A 17,019-nucleotide genomic window follows, 5' to 3' on the forward strand; every position below is an offset into this window, starting at 1 on the left:
AAGGCATTCAGGGCATTCGATCCCACTCGAGGCGGGCTGCCGCCCCCTCGAGCTCCCCCGCCAACACTCGGGCGGACTCGTCTGAACAGAAGTTTTTCGACAAGCTGAAAATGCCTCGGGCTCACGCCCGAGGCATTTTGTCTGTCATTTGATGGAAGGGAACGCTTACTTCACGCTCTCGCCGGCGGCCTTCTTGGCCTTGATCTCCTTGATGGCGTCCCGGTAGGACAGGTTGACCCGGCCCTTGTCGTCGATGTCGGTGACCTTGACCCAGATCATGTCGCCCACATTGACCACGTCCTCCACCTTCTCCACACGGTGGTCGGCCAGCTTGGAGATGTGGACCATGCCGTCCTTGCCGGGGGCCAGCTCCACGAAGGCGCCGAACTGGAGGATGCGCACCACCTTGCCGTAGTACAGCTCGCCCACCTGGGGAACGAAGACGATGGTGTCGATCATCTTCTTGGCGGCGTCGCAGGCCTCGGCGTTGGGAGAGGCAATGTGGATGGTGCCGTCGTCCTCGATATCCACGGTGGCGCCGGACTCGGCGGTGATCTTCTGGATGACGGAGCCGCCCTTGCCGATGACCTCCCGGATCTTGTCGGGGTCGATCTTCATGGTGATCATCTTGGGGGCGTACTTACTCACTTCGGGACGGGGGGCGGCGATGCAGGGCAGCATCACCTCGTCCAGGATGGCGTACCGGGCGTCCCGGGTGATATCCAGGGCCTCCTTGATGATCTCGTGGGTGAGGCCGTCGTTCTTCAGGTCCATCTGGATGGCGGTGATGCCCGCCTTGGTGCCGGCCACCTTGAAGTCCATCTCGCCGTGGAAGTCCTCCACGCCCTGGATGTCGATGAAGGTGGTGAAGCTGCCGTCGTCATCCTGGATCAGGCCGCAGGAGATGCCGGCCACAGGGGCCTTGATGGGCACGCCCGCATCCATGAGGGCCAGGGTGGAGCCGCAGATGGAGCCCTGAGAGGTGGAGCCGTTGGAGGACAGCACCTCAGAGACCACGCGGATGGCGTAGGGGAACTCGTCCACCGAGGGGAGCACCGGCACCAGGGCCCGCTCGGCCAGGGCGCCGTGGCCGTACTCCCGGCGGTTGGTGGACCGGGGCGCCTTGGCCTCGCCCACGGAGTAGGGCGGGAAGTTGTAGTGGTGCATATACCGCTTCTCGGTCTCCTCCCAGATGGTGTCCAGCTTCTGAGAGGCGGCCAGGGTGTTCAGGGTGCACACGGACAGGACCTGGGTCTGGCCGCGGGTGAACAGGCCGGAGCCGTGGACCCGGGGCAGCACGCCCACTTCGGCGGCCAGGGGACGGATCTCGTTCTTGGCGCGGCCGTCCACACGGTGGCCCTCCAGCAGCCAGGCCTTGACAATCTTCTTCTGGAACTTGTAGGTGAACTCCTCCAGGTACTGGTCCATATCCGGATACTCCTCCAGATACTTCTCGTGCCAGTGGTCGATCATGGCGTTCCAGCGCTCCTCGCGCACGTTCTTGTCGTCGGTGTCCATGGCGGCCTTGGCCTCGTCCATGAAGTCAGCCACGATCTTGTCGAAGAGCTCCTGGTTGAACTGGGCGTGCTCGTACTCCATTTTGGGCTTGCCGATTTCGGCGACAATCTGGTCGATGAAGTCGATCTGCTTCTTGATCTCCTCGTGGGCCTTCACGATGCCGGCGTACATGATCTCGTCGGGGATCTCGTCGGCCCCGGCCTCGATCATCACCACCTTCTCCCGGGTGGCGGCCACGGTCACGTCCATGCGGCTGGTCTTGCGCTGCTCCTGGTTGGGATTCAGCACGATCTGGCCGTCGCAGTAGCCCACCTCCAGGCAGCCGATGGGACCGGCGAAGGGGATCTCAGAGTAGCTCACGCAGGCGGAGGCGCCGATCATGGCGGCCACCTCGGGGGAGCAGTCGTAGTCCACGCTCATAACGGTGCAGGTGATGCACACGTCGTTGCGGAAGTCGCTGGGGAACAGGGGGCGCATGGGCCGGTCGATCAGGCGGCTGGCCAACACGGCGGGCAGAGAGGGGCGGCCCTCCCGGCGCATGAAGGAGCCGGGGATGCGGCCCACGGCGTACAGCTTCTCCTCAAAGTCCACGGACAGGGGGAAGAAGTCCACACCGTCCCGGGGGCGGGGGGCCACGGTGACGGCCACCAGGACGGTGGTGTCGCCGTACTTGACCATGGCGCTGGCATTGGCCAGCTCGGCCACCTTGCCCACCTCGATGGTCAGGGGACGGCCGCACAGGTCCATGGTCCAGCTCTTGAACTTGGGGAATTCCTTGTGCTTGATGATGGTTGACATGGGTTGTCCTCCTTTTTGAGAATTTTTTCGTCTCCCGGAACACAACAACCCTTTTTAGCACTTGAATATAGGTCCGGGTGTATGCCTTCCCCCCTGCCAGGGGGAAGGTGGCACGGCCAAAGGCCGTGACGGATGAGGGTGAGTCCGTACCGTGCACCCACGCCCCCTCATCCGCCTCAGTGTGCGCACTGGGGCGCCTTCCCCCCCTGAGGGGGGAAGGCTTGGGACTACGGATCACCGTGCCAGGCCCATATTCAACTGCTAAAAAAGCGCTGGTGCTCCAGAATTTTGGTTGGTTTCAGATGCGAACATAGGGCAGCACGATATGCGCGCTGCCCTATGAAACACAATTGTCACGCTGCGGACTGGACACGCGGCCAGGGCACTAAGCCGCTCGACTCCGCCGCCAAACAGCGAGGCCGCCGGCCTCGCTTGGTTTGCCGGCTGCGCTCGACTGCTTAGCACCCTTGCGTGTCTGTCCTCCGCGCTTCTTCTTACTTACGGATGCCCAGCTTGGCGATGATGGCGCGGTAACGCTCGATGTCCTTGGCCATCAGATAGTCCAGCATCTTGCGGCGCTTACCGACCATCTTCAGCAGGCCGCGGCGGGAGTGGTTGTCCTGCTTGTGGACCTTCAGGTGCTCGGTGAGCTCGTTGATGCGGGCGGTGAGAATGGCGATCTGCACCTCGGGAGAACCGGTGTCGGTCTCATGGATGCGGTTGGCCTCGATAACGGCCGTCTTTTCGTCCTTGCGGATCATGGAAAATTCCACCTTTCTGAAATTCGATGCCCACGAGGCTGCGTAACAGGCGGGTGAAGCCCCGAACTCTTGCCGGGCGTTCTCCTGAAACGAAGCCAGAGGGGTGCGATTGACGCTGGGATACTATATCACAATTTTCCCCGATTGTAAAGAAAAAACTCCTATTTTTTCTGAATCTTTTGGGATTGTTCCGGGGTCAGGACAGCTCACCGGGCCAGCAGCTTTTTCATGCCGTCCTCCAGCCCCTGCACCGTCAGGGGGAACATGGGGAAGACAGCGGCGATCTGGTCATAGGTCTCGCACCAGTACTGGCCCCAGCCGGGCCGGTCGCTGGGATTGAGCCAGATGGCATTCTGGTACTTGTCCCGGAAGCGCAGCAGCCAGTCCATACCGCACTTGGGGGCGCTGGGGTCCCGGTCCCGGTTGTAGTACCAGCCGCCGGTGAGTTCATAGGGGGCCATCTGGGCGTCCCCCACAAAGATCACCTTGTACTCCGAGGACAGGTTGGACAGCAGCCAGTCGGTCTGGAGTGCTCCGCTGGGGAGCAGGCTGGGGTTGTCGTACACCCGGCCGTAGACGCAGTTGTGAAAGTAGTAGACCTTCAAATCCTTGAAGTGGCCCACCTTGCTCACCGCCTGGAACAGGGCGGAGCACAGCTGGGCGTAGTAGTCCATGGACCCGCCCGAGTCCATGAGCAGCAGCACCTTCACCGTGTTCTGCCGGGGGCGCTTATAGCGCACCGTGAGCATGCCGCCCTTCTCCGCCGTGTCCTGGATGGTGTTGTCCACGTCGAACTCGGTGGGGGGCAGCTCCACCAGGCCGGAGTACTGGCGCAGCCGCTTCAGGGCCACCTGGAACTGGCGGGTGTCCAGGGTGTTGTCCTTCCGGAAGTCCCGGAATTTCCGCTCGCCGGCCACCCGGAAGGCCCGGCGGTGCATCCCCTGCCCCCCCACCCGGATGCCCTTGGGGGACAGGCCGGAGTTGCCGAAGGTGGACATGCCGTGGGTGCCCACCCAGTAGTTGCCGCCGTTGTGCTCCTCGTTCTGCTCCCGCATCCGCTCCTGGAGCATCTTTTCGATCTCCTCCTCAGAGAGCAGCTCGTTGAGCCGGGCCTGCTCCTCGTCCCAGTTGGCGTAGCCGCTCAAAACGTCGGGACGGTCCAGCCAGTCCAGCAGCTCCTGGGACACCTCCCCCTCGAAGGGGACGTCCCGGAAGTACTGGAGAAAGCACCGGTCGAAGCGGTCAAAGTCCGCCTCGCTCTTCACCAGCAGGCACCGGCACAGGTAGTAAAAGCCGGTGAAGCTGGACCGGTGCAGCCCCTTGTCCAGGGCCTCCATCAGGCTCATCCACTCGGTGAGAGAGACCTTCAGGCCGCCCCGGCGCAGGGTGTAGAGAAATTCCTCAAACATTGGATCACTCCTTTGTTGACGCGGGATCGTTGGAAAACGGGGCGTTTGCAGGGCCGCGATACATCGCGGCTGCGGGCGCACAATGTGCGCCCCTACGAAAGGTTACATCGTAGGGGCGGCACACCCGGGCCGCCCTGGAGCCTTCCCCCTTATAGGGGGAAGGTGCTCCAGTGCGCACACTGGGGCGGATGAGGGTGACTTCCGGGGGGCGGGGCACCCAGGGCTGGCCGCCCGCCGGTCACGGGAAATCTGGCGGGCCGGTGAGGACACCGGCCCCTACGGGATATGCGGAAGCCTTTTCAAGCGCCGCAGGGGCGACCCTCGCGACCGCCCGCGGGCCGTATTTATCTCCAGGCCCGGCGCAGGGCGTCCATATCCTCGTTCTTTTTCAGCAGCACCCCCAGGTAGGGCACCTCCTTCACCACCCGCTTGGGGTCCACACCCTCGTGGACCAGGGCCCGCAGCCAGTCGATGATCTCGCTGGTGGAGGGTTTCTTCTTGATCTGGGGCATCTGCCGGATGCGGTAGAAGGCCTCCAGGGCCTGGGTGAGCAGCTTGTCGTCCAGGTCGGGGAAGTGCACCCGGACGATCTCCGCCATCAGCTCCTTGTCCGGGAACTCGATGTAGTGGAACACGCACCGGCGCAGGAAGGCGTCGGGCAGCTCCTTCTCCGCGTTGGAGGTGATGATGACCACCGGCCGGTGCCTGGCGGTGACCGTCTCCCCCGTCTCCGGGATGTGGAACTCCATCCGGTCCAGCTCCCACAGCAGGTCGTTGGGGAACTCCAAATCCGCCTTGTCGATCTCGTCAATGAGCAGGATCACCTGCTCCTCCGCGGTGAACGCCTCCCCCAGCTTCCCCAGCCGGACGTACTTGGCGATGTCGTCCACCCCCTCGCCCCCGAACTGGCTGTCGTACAGACGCTGCACCACGTCGTACACATACAGCCCGTCCTGGGCCTTGGTGGTGGACTTGATGTTCCAGATGATCAATTTCTTGCCCAGGGCCTGGGAGATGGCCTCGGCCAGCATGGTCTTGCCGGTGCCCGGCTCCCCCTTGATGAGCAGGGGCTTCTGGAGCACCATGGCGATGTTTACCGCCCGCATCAGCTCCTCCGAGGCCACATAGTTCTGACTTCCGCGAAACTCGCTCATATTCCATTCCTTTCCGGGGCGCCGCGCCCACATCCATACCAGAATAACCGTTGCCATTTTACCCAGTTCCCACACAAAATGCAAGAGTTTTGCGCAAAATGCGGCCTCTTTGGCCATTTTGGAAAAAACAGCAGGAGCGCGCGGGTATACGCACTCCTGCCGTTTTTCAGTTCTGTTTTCAAATCTGCCGCTTACAGGTCCGGCCCACTGTACGGCCCGTCATAGGGGGCGTCCCACACGGGGGGAGGGGCGGCGGCCTGCTGGACCCGGGCCTGATAGAATCCGGCGTGGGCGATGGCCACATAGGGGTCCAGCCACAGGGAGAGGGGCACCTGGATCAGGGTGGACAGCAGCGCGGCGGTCCAGGGCAGCTCCAGCCCGTTGATCAGAAGGGCGGGGTCCACCTCCGTGGCCTGGAGCAGCTCCAGCACGGCGGGGAGGATAAACGCCAGCTCCACCCCCAGAGACAGGAGGGCATTCAGCAGGTACCAGCCGAAGAAGGAGAAGTCCAGCTTGAAATACTCCCACTTCCACCCCTGCATCATGGCCACGCTCTCCCGCACCGGGGCGATGGCCCCCGCCTCCGGCCGGTCCATGAGCAGAAAGGGGGCCATGGCGTACCGATAGGAGATCCACAGGGCGATGCCAAATCCCGCCCCATAGATCAGCAGCACCAGCAGAACCGGCGGGAGCCAATTCAGCAGAAGCAGCGCCAGACCGCCCGCAGTCCCAAACGCCAGCGCCCAGCACAGCGTGCAGCCGAATATGTACAGCTCCATCAGCAGCACCTGCCCCGCCATGGAGAAGCCGTCGATGAGGGTGCCGTAACCCGCCTCCTGCCGGCGATAGACCCGCAGGGCCCAGATCTGGTACCCGAAGTTCATCACCGTGGTGTACAGCAGAATCAGCAGATACAGAAACAGGGGCAGCGTGTCCCCGCTCGACGGTGGGAAGGTAAACTGGGCGGCCCCGGTCAGATCGGCCAGCGTGGACACCCCGGTGGTCAGAAGGAGGTAGACCAGTGTGAGCAGCCAGAAGGGCGGTCGGGTCTCCCGCATCCGCTCCCGGGCCTGGGCCTTCAGCTCCCGGCGGTTGAGTTCCATAGGCATAGCATGTTTCTCCCTGTTGTTTTAAGTCTTAAGCCGCGGTCAGTTCTCCCAGTTCTCCATGACCTGTTTGATCTGGTCGGCCAGACGGGCCAGGTCCTTGTTGGGGCGGCCCCGGCTGCGGCTGATGAGGGCCTCCAGCTGTTTGGACACGTCCTGGAGCCGGACAAAGGCGGGGGAGCCGGCGGCCGCGCCGCCGGTGGTCTTCTTGGGCTCCAGCACCACGCCCTTGGCCAGCATGGCGTTGGCGGACAGGTCGTAGACCTCCTCATAGAGGGGGGCGTGGGCGGGGATGTTCCGCCCGTTCAGATCCTTGGCAAAGAGGTCGGTCACCTCGCTGTCCCCGTGGACCACAAAGACCTGCTGTGGGGTGGGGGCGAAGTGCTCGATCCAGGCGAGCAGGTGGTCCCGGTCCGCGTGGGAGGAGAGCCCCTTGAAGTTGACGATGCGGGCGTTGACGGCGATCTCCTCGCCGAACAGCTTCACCGACTTGGCCCCCTCCAGCAGCCGCCGGCCCAGGGAGCCCTCCGCCTGATAGCCCACGAACACCACGGCGCACTCGGGGCGCCACAGGTTGTGCTTCAGATGGTGGCGGATGCGCCCGGCGTCGCACATGCCGGAGGCGGAGATAATGATCTTGGAGCTGCGGTCCATGTTCAGAGCCTTGGACTCCTCGGTGGACTGGACCAGGGTGAGGCCGGGGAAGGTGAACAGGTCGTCGCCCCCCTGGAGGACCTCAATGGCCTCCTCGTCCAGATAGCCCCGTAAATCCCCGGAGTAGATGCGGGTGGCCTCGGCGGCCAGGGGGCTGTCCACGCACACCTGGAAGTTGGGGGCGCTCTTCACCAGCCCCTCGTCCTTGATCTCCCGCAGGAAGTACAGCAGCTCCTGGGTGCGGCCCACGGCGAAGGAGGGGATGATCACGTTGCCCCCCTGGGCGAAGGTCTCGTCGATGAGCTGGGCCAGGGCCTCGGTGTAGCTCTCCGGCGGCTCGTGGTTCCGGTCGCCGTAGGTGGACTCCATCACCACATAGTCCGCCGTGTCCAGATACTCCGGGTCCCGGATGATGGGCTGGTCTATGTTGCCCAGGTCCCCGGAGAACACCAGCTTCTTGGTGACTCCGTTCTCGGTGGCCCAGATCTCCACCATGGAGGAGCCCAGCAGGTGCCCCGCGTCCCGGAAGCGGATCTGCACCCCCTCGCACAGGTCCACCATCTGGCCGTACTCGGCGGTGACCACCTGCTGCATGGCGGCCTCCGCGTCGGCCACGGTGTACAGGGGCTCCACCTCGGGCCGGCCGGCACGCCTGCCCTTCTGGTTCTGCCACTGGGCGTCGCTCTCCTGGATGAAGGCGGAGTCCCGCAGCATAATGGACAGCAGCTGAGCCGTCAGGCGGGTGGCGTAAATTTCTCCCCCAAACCCCTCCTTCACCAGCAGGGGGATGCGCCCCGAGTGGTCGATGTGGGCGTGGGTGACGATGACATAGTCAATGTAGCTGGGGGCAAAGTCCAGGGCGTTGCCGTCGTGCTCGTCCCGGCCCTGCTGCAGTCCACAGTCGATGAGGATCTTTTTGCCGCCCACTTCCAGACAGTGACAACTGCCGGTGACCGCGTGGGCCGCGCCGAAGAATGTCAGCTTCATATGGATGCCCTCCTAAATGTAGTAGCTGGGTTCTTATCCACATTGTACCTCATAGGCGGGGGAAATTCCAGAACTATTTGTGAATTTCGACGGCTCTCCTCTCACAGCAGGCCGAAGTGCTCCAGGGCCCGTGCCACCCCGTCCTCGTCCACCGAGGGGGCGGCGTAGTCCGCCCGGGCCTTCACCTCATCGCTGGCGGTGCCCATGGCCACGCCGATACCCGCGTGGACCAGCATGGACAGGTCGTTCTCCCCGTCGCCGAAGGCCATGGACTCCTCCAGGGGGATGCCGAAGTGGTCCAGGATGGCGTCCAGGCCCCGGTCCTTGCCCCCGGTGGGGGGGATCACATCCAGGAAGTTGGGGTGCCACCGGGTGGTCTTCAGGTGGGGAGCCCGGTCCAGCAGCAGGCGCTCATGCTCCTTGTCCAAAAAGGTCACCGCCTGATACACCGTCCGCCCCAGGGCATACCGGGCCGGGCGGACAGGGGGCATGTCGATGGACAGGTCGGAAATGAACCGGCGGGTGTAGTCGTTGATGCAGTTCACATAGATGTCCTCCCCCTCCAGAAAGATGCAGGAGAAGGCGTCGTCCCCGGCGGCCTCCACCAGCTCCTCCACCGCCTCTGGGGGCATGGGGTTGCTGCGGAGCACCTGTCCCCCCGCCGTACAGTACTGGCCGCTGAGGGTGACCGCCCCGTCGAAGGAGAACAGTCCCTCCACACTCCGGAGCATGACCGGGTGCCGCCCGGTGGACAGAAAGAGCTTGATCCCCTTGGCGCGCAGGGTGTGGAGGGCCTCCAGGGCGGAGGCGGGGATGGTGTGGGTGCGGAAGCTCACCAGAGTTCCGTCCACGTCGAAGAAAATGGCCTTGACCATAGCAGAAAACACTCCTTCTTTCCCACCCTCTCTGTCTCTGAGCGGGAAATACTGTGCAAATCAGGATACCATAAATTATTCTTTGGGGCAAGTGCAGAGGGGATTTCGCCGCTTGCGGGCTTCTGATGGCCGCCCCCGCGAAATGCGGGGGAACTCTCCGGGCTTTCCGTAGGGGCCGGACACTGGCCGGCCCGCATTTTGGGCGGCCCGGTGTGCCGCCCCCTACGGAGACATCCGAATGTCCCAGGCGGGCGGGTCTGGGACCCGCCCCTACGGCATATTCGGATGCCATTCTCTCATGGCTTGGGTAGGGGAGGCCCTTAGGCCTCCCGTCAGCAACAGACCATGTCCCGTTGGCTCGGCAAAGCCAGGCGCAGCATTGGAAATGCACAATTTGAAATTTTCGTCCAAGCCAGCCCCCAGTGGGGCGGGAGAAATCGCATAACACCACTCAGATTTTGCGCGCCGGAAATATTTTGTCTGCCTCAAGGGATAACCCCCGTAATGGGGTCCGGGGCCGACTCCCCCTATCAGGGGGAGATGGCCCGAAGGGCCAGAGGGGGTAGGGTGGCAGTCCTATGGACCTAGGCGAAGCGAAGCGGAGCCGTAGTCCATCGGCTGCGTCCCCGGCGGCGTTTTGGTGACTTTGCCGCCGCGGGCAAAGTCACTCGCCGTCCGCAGACGGCGAACCCCCCTGCAAAATTCCCACAAAAAATCCCATCTCCCACAGACATTTCCCCTCGATTGTAGTATAATCAACCCAAACACGCCGGTGAGGCAAAGGAGAGAGGACCATGACGCTGGACCAAAACCAGGTCCGCAAGGTTTTCCTGGAGGGGCTGCGCTTCTGCAAGTGGCTGCTGTACTCCGGGGCCACGGGCCTGCTGGTGGGGGCGGTGGCGGCCGCCTTCCACCTGGGCATCGACTGGGGGGCGGAGCTGCGGGGAGAGCACCCCTGGATCTTGTATTTTCTCCCTCTGGGCGGCATCGCCATTGTGCTGCTGTACCGCCTGAGCGGGATGGAGAAGGACCAGGGCACCAATCTGGTGCTCATCGCGGTGCGGGAGGCCGAGCCCATGCGCCTGCGCACCGCCCCACTGATCTTTGTGGCCACCATCCTCACCCACCTGGTGGGGGGCTCCGCCGGGCGGGAGGGGGCGGCCCTCCAGCTGGGGGGCTCCCTGGGGGCCTGGCTGGGCCGGGTGGTGCATCTGGACGCCAAGGACCGGCGGGTGATGGTCATGTGCGGCATGTCCGCCGCCTTCTCCGCCCTGTTCGGCACCCCCCTCACCGCCATGCTGTTCTCCATGGAGGTGGTCAGCGTGGGGGTGATGTACTACGCGGCTCTGGTGCCCTGCACCGTGTCCGCCCTCGCCGCCTTCCAGGTGGCCCAGGCCATGGGCCTCCACCAGTCCCCCGGGTATGAGATCGGCCTGGAGGCGGCCCTGGGCCCTGTCACCATGGTTCAGGCGGCCGCTCTGGGGATTTTGTGCGCCCTGGTGTCCATTTTGTTCTGCCAGGCGGTACACACCGCCCCCAAGCTGTACGCCCGCTTCCTGCCCAATCCCCTCCTTCGGGCGGCGGCGGGGGGCGCTCTGGTGCTGGTCCTCACCCTGGTGGTGGGCAGCCAGGACTACAACGGGGCGGGGGACGCGGTCATCCGCCGCATGCTGGCGGGGGAGACCATCCCGGCGGCCTTTCTGCTGAAAATCCTGTTCACCGCCCTCACTCTGGGGGCCGGGTTCCGGGGGGGCGAGATCGTCCCCGCCCTGTTCACCGGGGCGGCCTTCGGCACCCTGGCGGGCCCCCTGCTGGGCCTGCCCCACGGCTTCGGCGGGGCGCTGGGGATGGCTGCGGTGTTCTGCGGGGCCACCAACTGCCCCCTCACCTCCCTGATGCTGGCCTTCGAGCTCTTCGGCGGCGGGAGCCTTCCCCTGTGCGCCCTGTGCTGCGGGGTGTCCTACATGCTCTCGGGCTACTACGGGCTGTACAGCGAACAGAAGATCGTCTATTCCAAATTCCGCACCCGGTGGATCGACCGGAAGGTGGAGTAACAAGGGAACTCCCCTCCGCAGGCACGCTGCGGAGGGGAGTTCTTGTTTGGGGATAGCGGGATCAGCCGTCCAGCTGGGCGGCCACGCCCTCCAGATAGTTCACAGGCAGGTTCTCCGCCTGGCCCGCGTCGATGGCGGCGGCCACGGCGGGGTCGATGGGCAGCTGGGCCAGCAGGGGGAGCCCCAGCTGCATGGCCTCCTGCTCCAGGTGGCTCTTGCCGAAGATGGCGTGCTTGGCGCCGCAGTCGGGGCACTGGAAGTAGCTGTAATTCTCAATGAGGCCCAGCACGGGGATGGACATCATCTGGGCCATGTGCACCGCCTTGGTGACGATCATGGACACCAGGTCCTGGGGGGAGGTGACCACCAGCAGGCCGTTCACCGGCAGGGACTGGAACACGGTGAGGGGCACGTCCCCGGTTCCGGGAGGCATGTCCACGAACATATAGTCCACCTCGCCCCACTCCACGTCGGTCCAGAACTGCTTCACCACGCCGGCGATGACGGGGCCCCGCCAGATGACCGGGTCGGTCTCGTTGTTGGTCAGCAGGTTCAGGGACATGATCTTGATGCCGCCGGGGGTGACGGCGGGCTGGATGCCGTCGTCGGTGGCCATGGCGTGCTCATGGACGCCGAAGGCTGCGGGGATGGAGGGGCCGGTGATGTCCGCGTCCAGCACGGCCACCTTGTGGCCCCGCTTGGCCATGGCGGCCGCCAGGGAGGCGGTGACGGTGCTCTTGCCCACGCCGCCCTTGCCGCTGATGACGGCGATGACCCGCTTGATGCTGGACTTGGCGTTGGCCGGGGCCATCAGGTCCCGGGAGGCGCAGTCCGCGCTGCAGGAGGAACAATCGTGCGTACAATCTGACATGGTTAGGAAACTCCTTTCTGCCCACACACAAAAAAGGAGGGCATCAAACTCAAGGCTCCGGCGGACGCGCTGTCAGGGCGCGTCCGCCGGGCGCAGGGGGACAGTATAACCATTATACCGAGATTGGGAACATTTTCAAGGCGCAGAGGGGATGAACTTGAGAGAAAATTACGGCACCAGGGTATTTTCGGTGACCACGTCGCTCTGGCTGTCGGGGGTGGTGAAGTAGTAGGCCAGGATCTCCGCCGCCAGGGAGGCCAGCACCGAGCCGCTGCCGCCGTGCTCCACCACCAGGGAGATGGCGATCTCCGGGTCGTCATAGGGGGCGTAGCACACAAAGACGGCGTTGGAGTCGCTGGTGGAGCTCACCTGAGCGGAGCCCGTCTTGGCGCCCACCTCAAAGGGCAGGTTTTGGAAGGCGCTGGCCAGGGAGCCGGTCCCGGTGGTCAGGTCCCGCATGCCCTCGGTCACCGCATCCAGATTCTCCTGGGCGATGTTGATCTCGGCCTGCACCTGGGGCTCGTACTCATAGATCACCTGGGAGAAGTCGCTGGACTTCACTGTCTTGAGCAGGTGGGTGGAATACCGGGTGCCCCCGTTCACCAGGGTGGAGATATAGTTGGTGAGCTGGATGGGGGTGACCTGGGTGCTCTCCTGGCCGATGGCCACCGACAGCACATTACCCTCGTACCAAGTACCCCCCAAAGACTCAGTGAACGCCGGGCTGGCCACTACGCCGGACTCCTCATAGAGCTCCACACCGGTCTTTTGTCCCAATCCGAACATGGCGGCGTACTCATCAAGCTTGTCGATGCCTAGGCGGCGCCCTACATCATACATAAAGTAGTTGCAGGACACCTCAATCGCCCTTGTCACGTTTACCGGACCGTGGGTGCCGCCGCCCTGTCGATAAATCCAGCACATGGGTTGGGGAGTAGACCAGTGAGTGTACCGGCCCAGATCCCGGATAATGGTGCTGGGCTCAATAATCCCCTCCTCCAGTCCGGCGATGGCGGTGATCATCTTGAAGGTGGAACCGGGGGGATACAGTCCTTGAAACGCCCGGTTCATCAAGGGTTTCAGAGAATCAGTGCTGTTTTCTGCATAGTCCTCCACATAGGTATCCAGATGAAAGGTTGGATAGGAGGCGGCAGCCAGGATTTCTCCCGTGTCCACCAGCTGCACGGTGCAGGCGGCCCCCTCCACCTCGTCGCTGAGGCCGGGTACCCGCTCCGCCAGCAGCTCCTCCACCATCTGCTGCAATTCGATGTCGATGGTGAGGAACACGTTGTCTCCCGGCTCCGGGACTTTGGCCTCCCCGGTCTCCTCGTCGGTCAGCCACACGGAGGAGGTGATCTTTCCGTCCTCGTTGCGCTCCACCGCCCGCTCTCCCGGGGTGCCGTGGAGATAGCTCTCAAAGGCCAGCTCGGCCCCCTCCCGGCCCACATAGTCGTTCTGGGTGTAGCCCTCGTCCAGCCCCAGGTAGTAGTCCACCTCATCGGCATTCATGGCGGCCACCCGGCCCAGCAGATGGGCGGCGAACTCGGTCTCATATTTGCGCACGGAGGAGGTCTCGATCTCCACCCCTTTGATCCCCAGCTCCTTCACCCGGGTGATAAAGTCCACGTCCACATCCTCGGCGAAGTAATAGGGGGGCCAGTTGGTGATCCGGCTGCGGTAGTAGAGCTCATAGAGCACCCCCGCCACCGCCCGGGCGTCGGTCTCCGACATGTCCCCGATGTTCAGGGTGGGCACCGTCTCGCCGCTCTCCTTCGCCGCCGCCTCGTCCACCGCGCCCTCGCCTTTCACGCCGAAGCTCTTGCACATCATCCCCAGCAGCTCCTCGGCGGTGGGCAGACGGTAGGGCTCCGGCTCCTCCTGGGGGGCCTCCTCTTGCTGCCCCATACCGAAGAAGTTCATGATCCGGTCCCACAGCCCGGGGTCCGCCCCGCCGGAGGCGTCCGACTGGGGGATCTCCCCCTCCGCCAGCTCTGTGGGGTCCTCGATCCACCCCATATACACCGCCAGCCGGCCCAGCCGGGTCATGTCATAGACCAGCTCGCCGTCCTCGCCGTACTCCGGATTTCCGTTCTCATCGGTGCTCACCGAATAGAAGGGGTCCTCGGTGGTATAGGCGAAGGGCGCCGTGGCGGTGATGGGCAGGGTGTCCGCCCAGGTCACCCCCTCCTCCCGGCACACCTGGATGAGGGTGAGCAGGTTGGCGCACCGCTCCTCCGCCGTCTCCCCCATGAGGGAGAGGCTCAGGGTCACCTGATAGGAGATCTGGTTGGACACCAGCACCTTGCCGTTCCGGTCCAGAATCGGCCCCCGGCTGGCGGGAACGGTCTGGGTCTCATAGGACCGGGCCACCGACTGGTTGGCGTAGTCCTCTCCGTTCACATACTGGATGCTGTACAGGTTGGAGCACAGGAAGGTCATCAAAATGGCCAGGATCAGGATTACCCCGATCAGGCGGCGGTGAAACTGTTTGGGATTCATGGAAAACCTCCTTTCCAGAGGGACAGGCGGGGGAGGGGCCGGTCAGGCCAGCCGGGTCCCTCCCACCCGCCGGAAGATAAAGCGGAAAATCAGATAGACCAGCGGAGTCCAGCACAGGGAGAGCAGCACCTCAGGCACCGCCACCCGGAGCAGCACGTCCAGGGTGTCCAGGCGGATGAACAGGGCCCGGAGCACCCGCAGCCCGTCCAGCGCCCCCAGCACCACCGCGGAGCACAGCAGGCAGCTGAAAAAGTTCTGGCTGAGCACATACTGAGAAGCCGCGCCCACCGCCATTCCCGCCAGGGCCATGCCGAACACCAGCCCGCCGAAGCCCCCGGCGTAGGACAGCTCCCACAGCAGGCCCACCGCCAGTCCGAAGCCCGTCCCGGCGTAGGCCCCCTCCAGCACCGCCACCGCCGCCACCGCCAGGGGCAGCAGCATGGGGATCACCCCGAAGGGGGCGATGCGGTTGAGGACAAAGGCGTCCAGCACCCAGATGGGGATCAGCCCCAGGGCGTAGAAAAACCACTTGTGCACTTGATCCCGGGTGGTCACGGTATCACCTCTTTTTCCCTTCCGGGCGCGATGCGCCCGGAACCTGTCTTATTCCACAATGTCAAACTCCTTGATGACAAAGACCTCCACCAGGGTGTCCAGGTTCACCTCCGGGACGACCACCGCGTAGCGGTTCATGCCGGACACGTCGTTGAACACGCCCTCCACCTGGCCCACCACCAGGCCGGAGGGGTACACGTCCCCCCGTCCGGAGGTGAGCACCTCGTCCCCGGCCACCAGCTGTGCCTCGTCGGGGAGATAGGCCAGTCGGAGCTTTCCCTCCTGCATCAGGCTGAAATCCCCCTCCAGCACGCCCACGGCGTTGGTGCGGGTGATGATCCCCCCCATCTCCATGCCGGGGTCAATGACGGTGTCCAGCTCGCAGTAGTGGCTGCCCACTGTGGACACCACGCCCACCAGCACGCCGGTGGAGGTGACCACGCAGTTCCCCTCCTGGATGCCCGACTCGCTGCCCTTGCTCAGGGTGAGGGTGGAGCGCCAGTTGTCATTGGAACGGGCGGTGACCTTGGCGGATTCAAACACGAAGTCCCGCCGCCGCTCCCGCAGGTCCAGCAGGTTCCGGAGCAGCTCGTTCTCCTGCAGCGCCTCCTGGCTCTCCCGGATCTGCTGCTGCAGTTGGGCGTTCTCCTCCTCCAGGTCGCTGATCTGCTGCTCCATCTCCCCATAGCGGAAGACGTAGCGGGACACCCCCTGGAAGAAGTCCCCCACCGCCGCAACCCCATTGCGCACAGGGGTGGTAATGGTGGTCACCAGGTTGGACAGGGGGTCGGCGTTGCCCCCCATAAAGGCTGAGGAGACGCCGATGAGGATGCTGAGCAGCAGGGCAATCACCAAAAGCCAGATGCCGTTCCGGCGCAGAAACTCCTTCACGCTCTCCGCTCCTTCTCCGCGGCCAGGCGCAGGGGATTCACCCCAAACCGGGCCAGAATTTTGCCCAGCCGGCACACCGGCAGGCCAACCACGTTGAAATAATCCCCGGAGATCCCCTCCACCAGCAGGCAGCCGTAGCCCTGGATGCCGTAGGCCCCGGCCTTGTCCATGGGCTCCCCGGTGGCCACATAGTCCGCGATCTCCTCCCCGGTGAGGGGGCGGAACCGGACGGCGGTGGCCTCGTGCTCGGTGACGGTCTCCCCGCCCCGGCGCACCGTCACCCCGGTGTACACCGTGTGCTCCCGGCCGGACAGGGCGGCGAGCATCTCGGCGGCCTCCGCCTCGTCCCCGGGCTTGCCCAGCACCCGGCCGTCCACGGACACCACCGTGTCCGCCGCGATGACGACGTCCTCCGGCCCGGCGCCGGCGGAAATTTCCTCCGCCTTCTGGCGGGAGAGGGTCTCCACCAGCTGTGCCGGCGTGAGGGACGGGTCAAAGATCTCCTCCCCCTGGGCGGGGCGGATCAAAAAGTCTGAGATCCCCATCCGCTCCAGCAGCTCCCGCCGCCGGGGGGATTGGGATGCTAAAATTACGGCCATGGAGCCGCCTCCTTTCAGTTATATCCTCTGCTTACATTCCAATTCGTAGTCATATTCTTGGGTTTTTATGGAGTTTCGCCGCCTGCCATCATAAGCCTTCCCCCTGGGGGGAAGGTGCCCCCGAAGGGGGCGGATGAGGGGGCAGGTCTCGCTGCCTTTTACAGGGTTTCGCCCTGCGGGGCGAGTTTCTTTCCCAGCGATGGGAAAGAAACCAATGGCCCAGGCCACCCTCTCTTGCCCCTTCGGGGCAATTCACCTTGAGGATCGCCGGGGGACGGCTCAGGATGG

General features: G+C 64.2%; 13 protein-coding genes. 1 reads left to right on the plus strand and 12 read right to left on the minus strand.

The window, feature by feature from the left end:
- Positions 1 to 165: 165 nt before the first annotated feature.
- From B5F19_RS14435 to B5F19_RS14465, 7 genes are all read right to left on the minus strand, one after another.
- Positions 166 to 2,316, minus strand: a complete 2,151-nt coding sequence (locus B5F19_RS14435; protein WP_087291679.1) for a polyribonucleotide nucleotidyltransferase — start codon at positions 2,314 to 2,316, stop codon at positions 166 to 168.
- Between the two features lie 494 nt (positions 2,317 to 2,810).
- The gene (gene rpsO / locus B5F19_RS14440) at positions 2,811 to 3,077 is read right to left on the minus strand and encodes a 30S ribosomal protein S15 (protein WP_087291681.1); all 267 of its coding nucleotides are present in this window, start codon (positions 3,075 to 3,077) and stop codon (positions 2,811 to 2,813) included.
- Between the two features lie 206 nt (positions 3,078 to 3,283).
- Complete coding sequence (locus tag B5F19_RS14445; RefSeq protein ID WP_087291683.1) at positions 3,284 to 4,486, minus strand: VWA domain-containing protein; 1,203 nt, start codon at positions 4,484 to 4,486, stop codon at positions 3,284 to 3,286.
- A gap of 344 nt (positions 4,487 to 4,830) precedes the next feature.
- On the minus strand, positions 4,831 to 5,640 hold the full coding sequence (locus B5F19_RS14450; RefSeq protein WP_087291685.1) for a MoxR family ATPase: 810 nt from the start codon (positions 5,638 to 5,640) through the stop codon (positions 4,831 to 4,833).
- Positions 5,641 to 5,831: 191 nt separating this feature from the next.
- Positions 5,832 to 6,749 (minus strand): DUF975 family protein, encoded by a 918-nt coding sequence (locus B5F19_RS14455; protein ID WP_087291687.1) that lies wholly within the window; start codon positions 6,747 to 6,749, stop codon positions 5,832 to 5,834.
- 39 nt (positions 6,750 to 6,788) lie between these two features.
- Positions 6,789 to 8,387: an MBL fold metallo-hydrolase gene (locus B5F19_RS14460; protein WP_087291689.1), complete on the minus strand. Its 1,599-nt coding sequence runs from the start codon at positions 8,385 to 8,387 to the stop codon at positions 6,789 to 6,791.
- Between the two features lie 101 nt (positions 8,388 to 8,488).
- Positions 8,489 to 9,262 carry a Cof-type HAD-IIB family hydrolase gene (locus B5F19_RS14465; protein WP_087291691.1) on the minus strand — a complete coding sequence of 258 codons (774 nt, stop codon included), beginning with the start codon at positions 9,260 to 9,262 and terminating at the stop codon, positions 8,489 to 8,491.
- A gap of 794 nt (positions 9,263 to 10,056) precedes the next feature.
- Here B5F19_RS14465 and B5F19_RS14470 point away from each other — a divergent pair.
- On the plus strand, positions 10,057 to 11,316 hold the full coding sequence (locus B5F19_RS14470) for a chloride channel protein (RefSeq protein ID WP_087291695.1): 1,260 nt from the start codon (positions 10,057 to 10,059) through the stop codon (positions 11,314 to 11,316).
- Between the two features lie 61 nt (positions 11,317 to 11,377).
- On the opposite strand, the gene B5F19_RS14475 is transcribed toward B5F19_RS14470, so the two are convergent.
- The 5 genes from B5F19_RS14475 to B5F19_RS14495 form a co-directional block, all read right to left on the minus strand.
- Positions 11,378 to 12,187 carry an Mrp/NBP35 family ATP-binding protein gene (locus B5F19_RS14475; RefSeq protein ID WP_087291697.1) on the minus strand — a complete coding sequence of 270 codons (810 nt, stop codon included), beginning with the start codon at positions 12,185 to 12,187 and terminating at the stop codon, positions 11,378 to 11,380.
- A 168-nt stretch (positions 12,188 to 12,355) separates the two neighbouring features.
- Positions 12,356 to 14,686 (minus strand): penicillin-binding transpeptidase domain-containing protein, encoded by a 2,331-nt coding sequence (locus tag B5F19_RS14480; protein ID WP_087291700.1) that lies wholly within the window; start codon positions 14,684 to 14,686, stop codon positions 12,356 to 12,358.
- A gap of 42 nt (positions 14,687 to 14,728) precedes the next feature.
- Complete coding sequence (gene mreD, locus B5F19_RS14485; RefSeq protein ID WP_087291703.1) at positions 14,729 to 15,241, minus strand: rod shape-determining protein MreD; 513 nt, start codon at positions 15,239 to 15,241, stop codon at positions 14,729 to 14,731.
- A gap of 48 nt (positions 15,242 to 15,289) precedes the next feature.
- Entirely contained in the window at positions 15,290 to 16,132 is an 843-nt protein-coding gene (mreC, locus tag B5F19_RS14490) for a rod shape-determining protein MreC (RefSeq protein WP_087291706.1), read from the minus strand.
- A complete protein-coding gene (locus B5F19_RS14495; protein WP_087291709.1) occupies positions 16,129 to 16,731 on the minus strand; it encodes a Maf family protein in 603 nt (200 codons plus the stop codon). Before B5F19_RS14495 ends, mreC begins: the two co-directional genes overlap by 4 nt.
- Between the last annotated feature and the right edge of the window lie 288 nt (positions 16,732 to 17,019).

Source organism: Pseudoflavonifractor sp. An184 (genome assembly GCF_002160305.1).
Lineage (GTDB): Bacteria > Bacillota > Clostridia > Oscillospirales > Oscillospiraceae > Lawsonibacter > Lawsonibacter pullicola.

What these genes read in the sequence shown, in the direction of transcription:
- B5F19_RS14455 (WP_087291687.1), bottom strand. Translation starts at nt 6,749, where the DNA reads ATGCCTATGGAACTCAACCGCCGGGAGCTGAAGGCCCAGGCCCGGGAG.
- B5F19_RS14465 (WP_087291691.1), bottom strand. Translation starts at nt 9,262, where the DNA reads ATGGTCAAGGCCATTTTCTTCGACGTGGACGGAACTCTGGTGAGCTTC.
- B5F19_RS14445 (WP_087291683.1), bottom strand. Translation starts at nt 4,486, where the DNA reads ATGTTTGAGGAATTTCTCTACACCCTGCGCCGGGGCGGCCTGAAGGTC.
- B5F19_RS14450 (WP_087291685.1), bottom strand. Translation starts at nt 5,640, where the DNA reads ATGAGCGAGTTTCGCGGAAGTCAGAACTATGTGGCCTCGGAGGAGCTG.
- B5F19_RS14475 (WP_087291697.1), bottom strand. Translation starts at nt 12,187, where the DNA reads ATGTCAGATTGTACGCACGATTGTTCCTCCTGCAGCGCGGACTGCGCC.
- B5F19_RS14470 (WP_087291695.1), top strand. Translation starts at nt 10,057, where the DNA reads ATGACGCTGGACCAAAACCAGGTCCGCAAGGTTTTCCTGGAGGGGCTG.
- rpsO (WP_087291681.1), bottom strand. Translation starts at nt 3,077, where the DNA reads ATGATCCGCAAGGACGAAAAGACGGCCGTTATCGAGGCCAACCGCATC.
- B5F19_RS14495 (WP_087291709.1), bottom strand. Translation starts at nt 16,731, where the DNA reads ATGGCCGTAATTTTAGCATCCCAATCCCCCCGGCGGCGGGAGCTGCTG.
- B5F19_RS14460 (WP_087291689.1), bottom strand. Translation starts at nt 8,387, where the DNA reads ATGAAGCTGACATTCTTCGGCGCGGCCCACGCGGTCACCGGCAGTTGT.
- B5F19_RS14435 (WP_087291679.1), bottom strand. Translation starts at nt 2,316, where the DNA reads ATGTCAACCATCATCAAGCACAAGGAATTCCCCAAGTTCAAGAGCTGG.
- B5F19_RS14480 (WP_087291700.1), bottom strand. Translation starts at nt 14,686, where the DNA reads ATGAATCCCAAACAGTTTCACCGCCGCCTGATCGGGGTAATCCTGATC.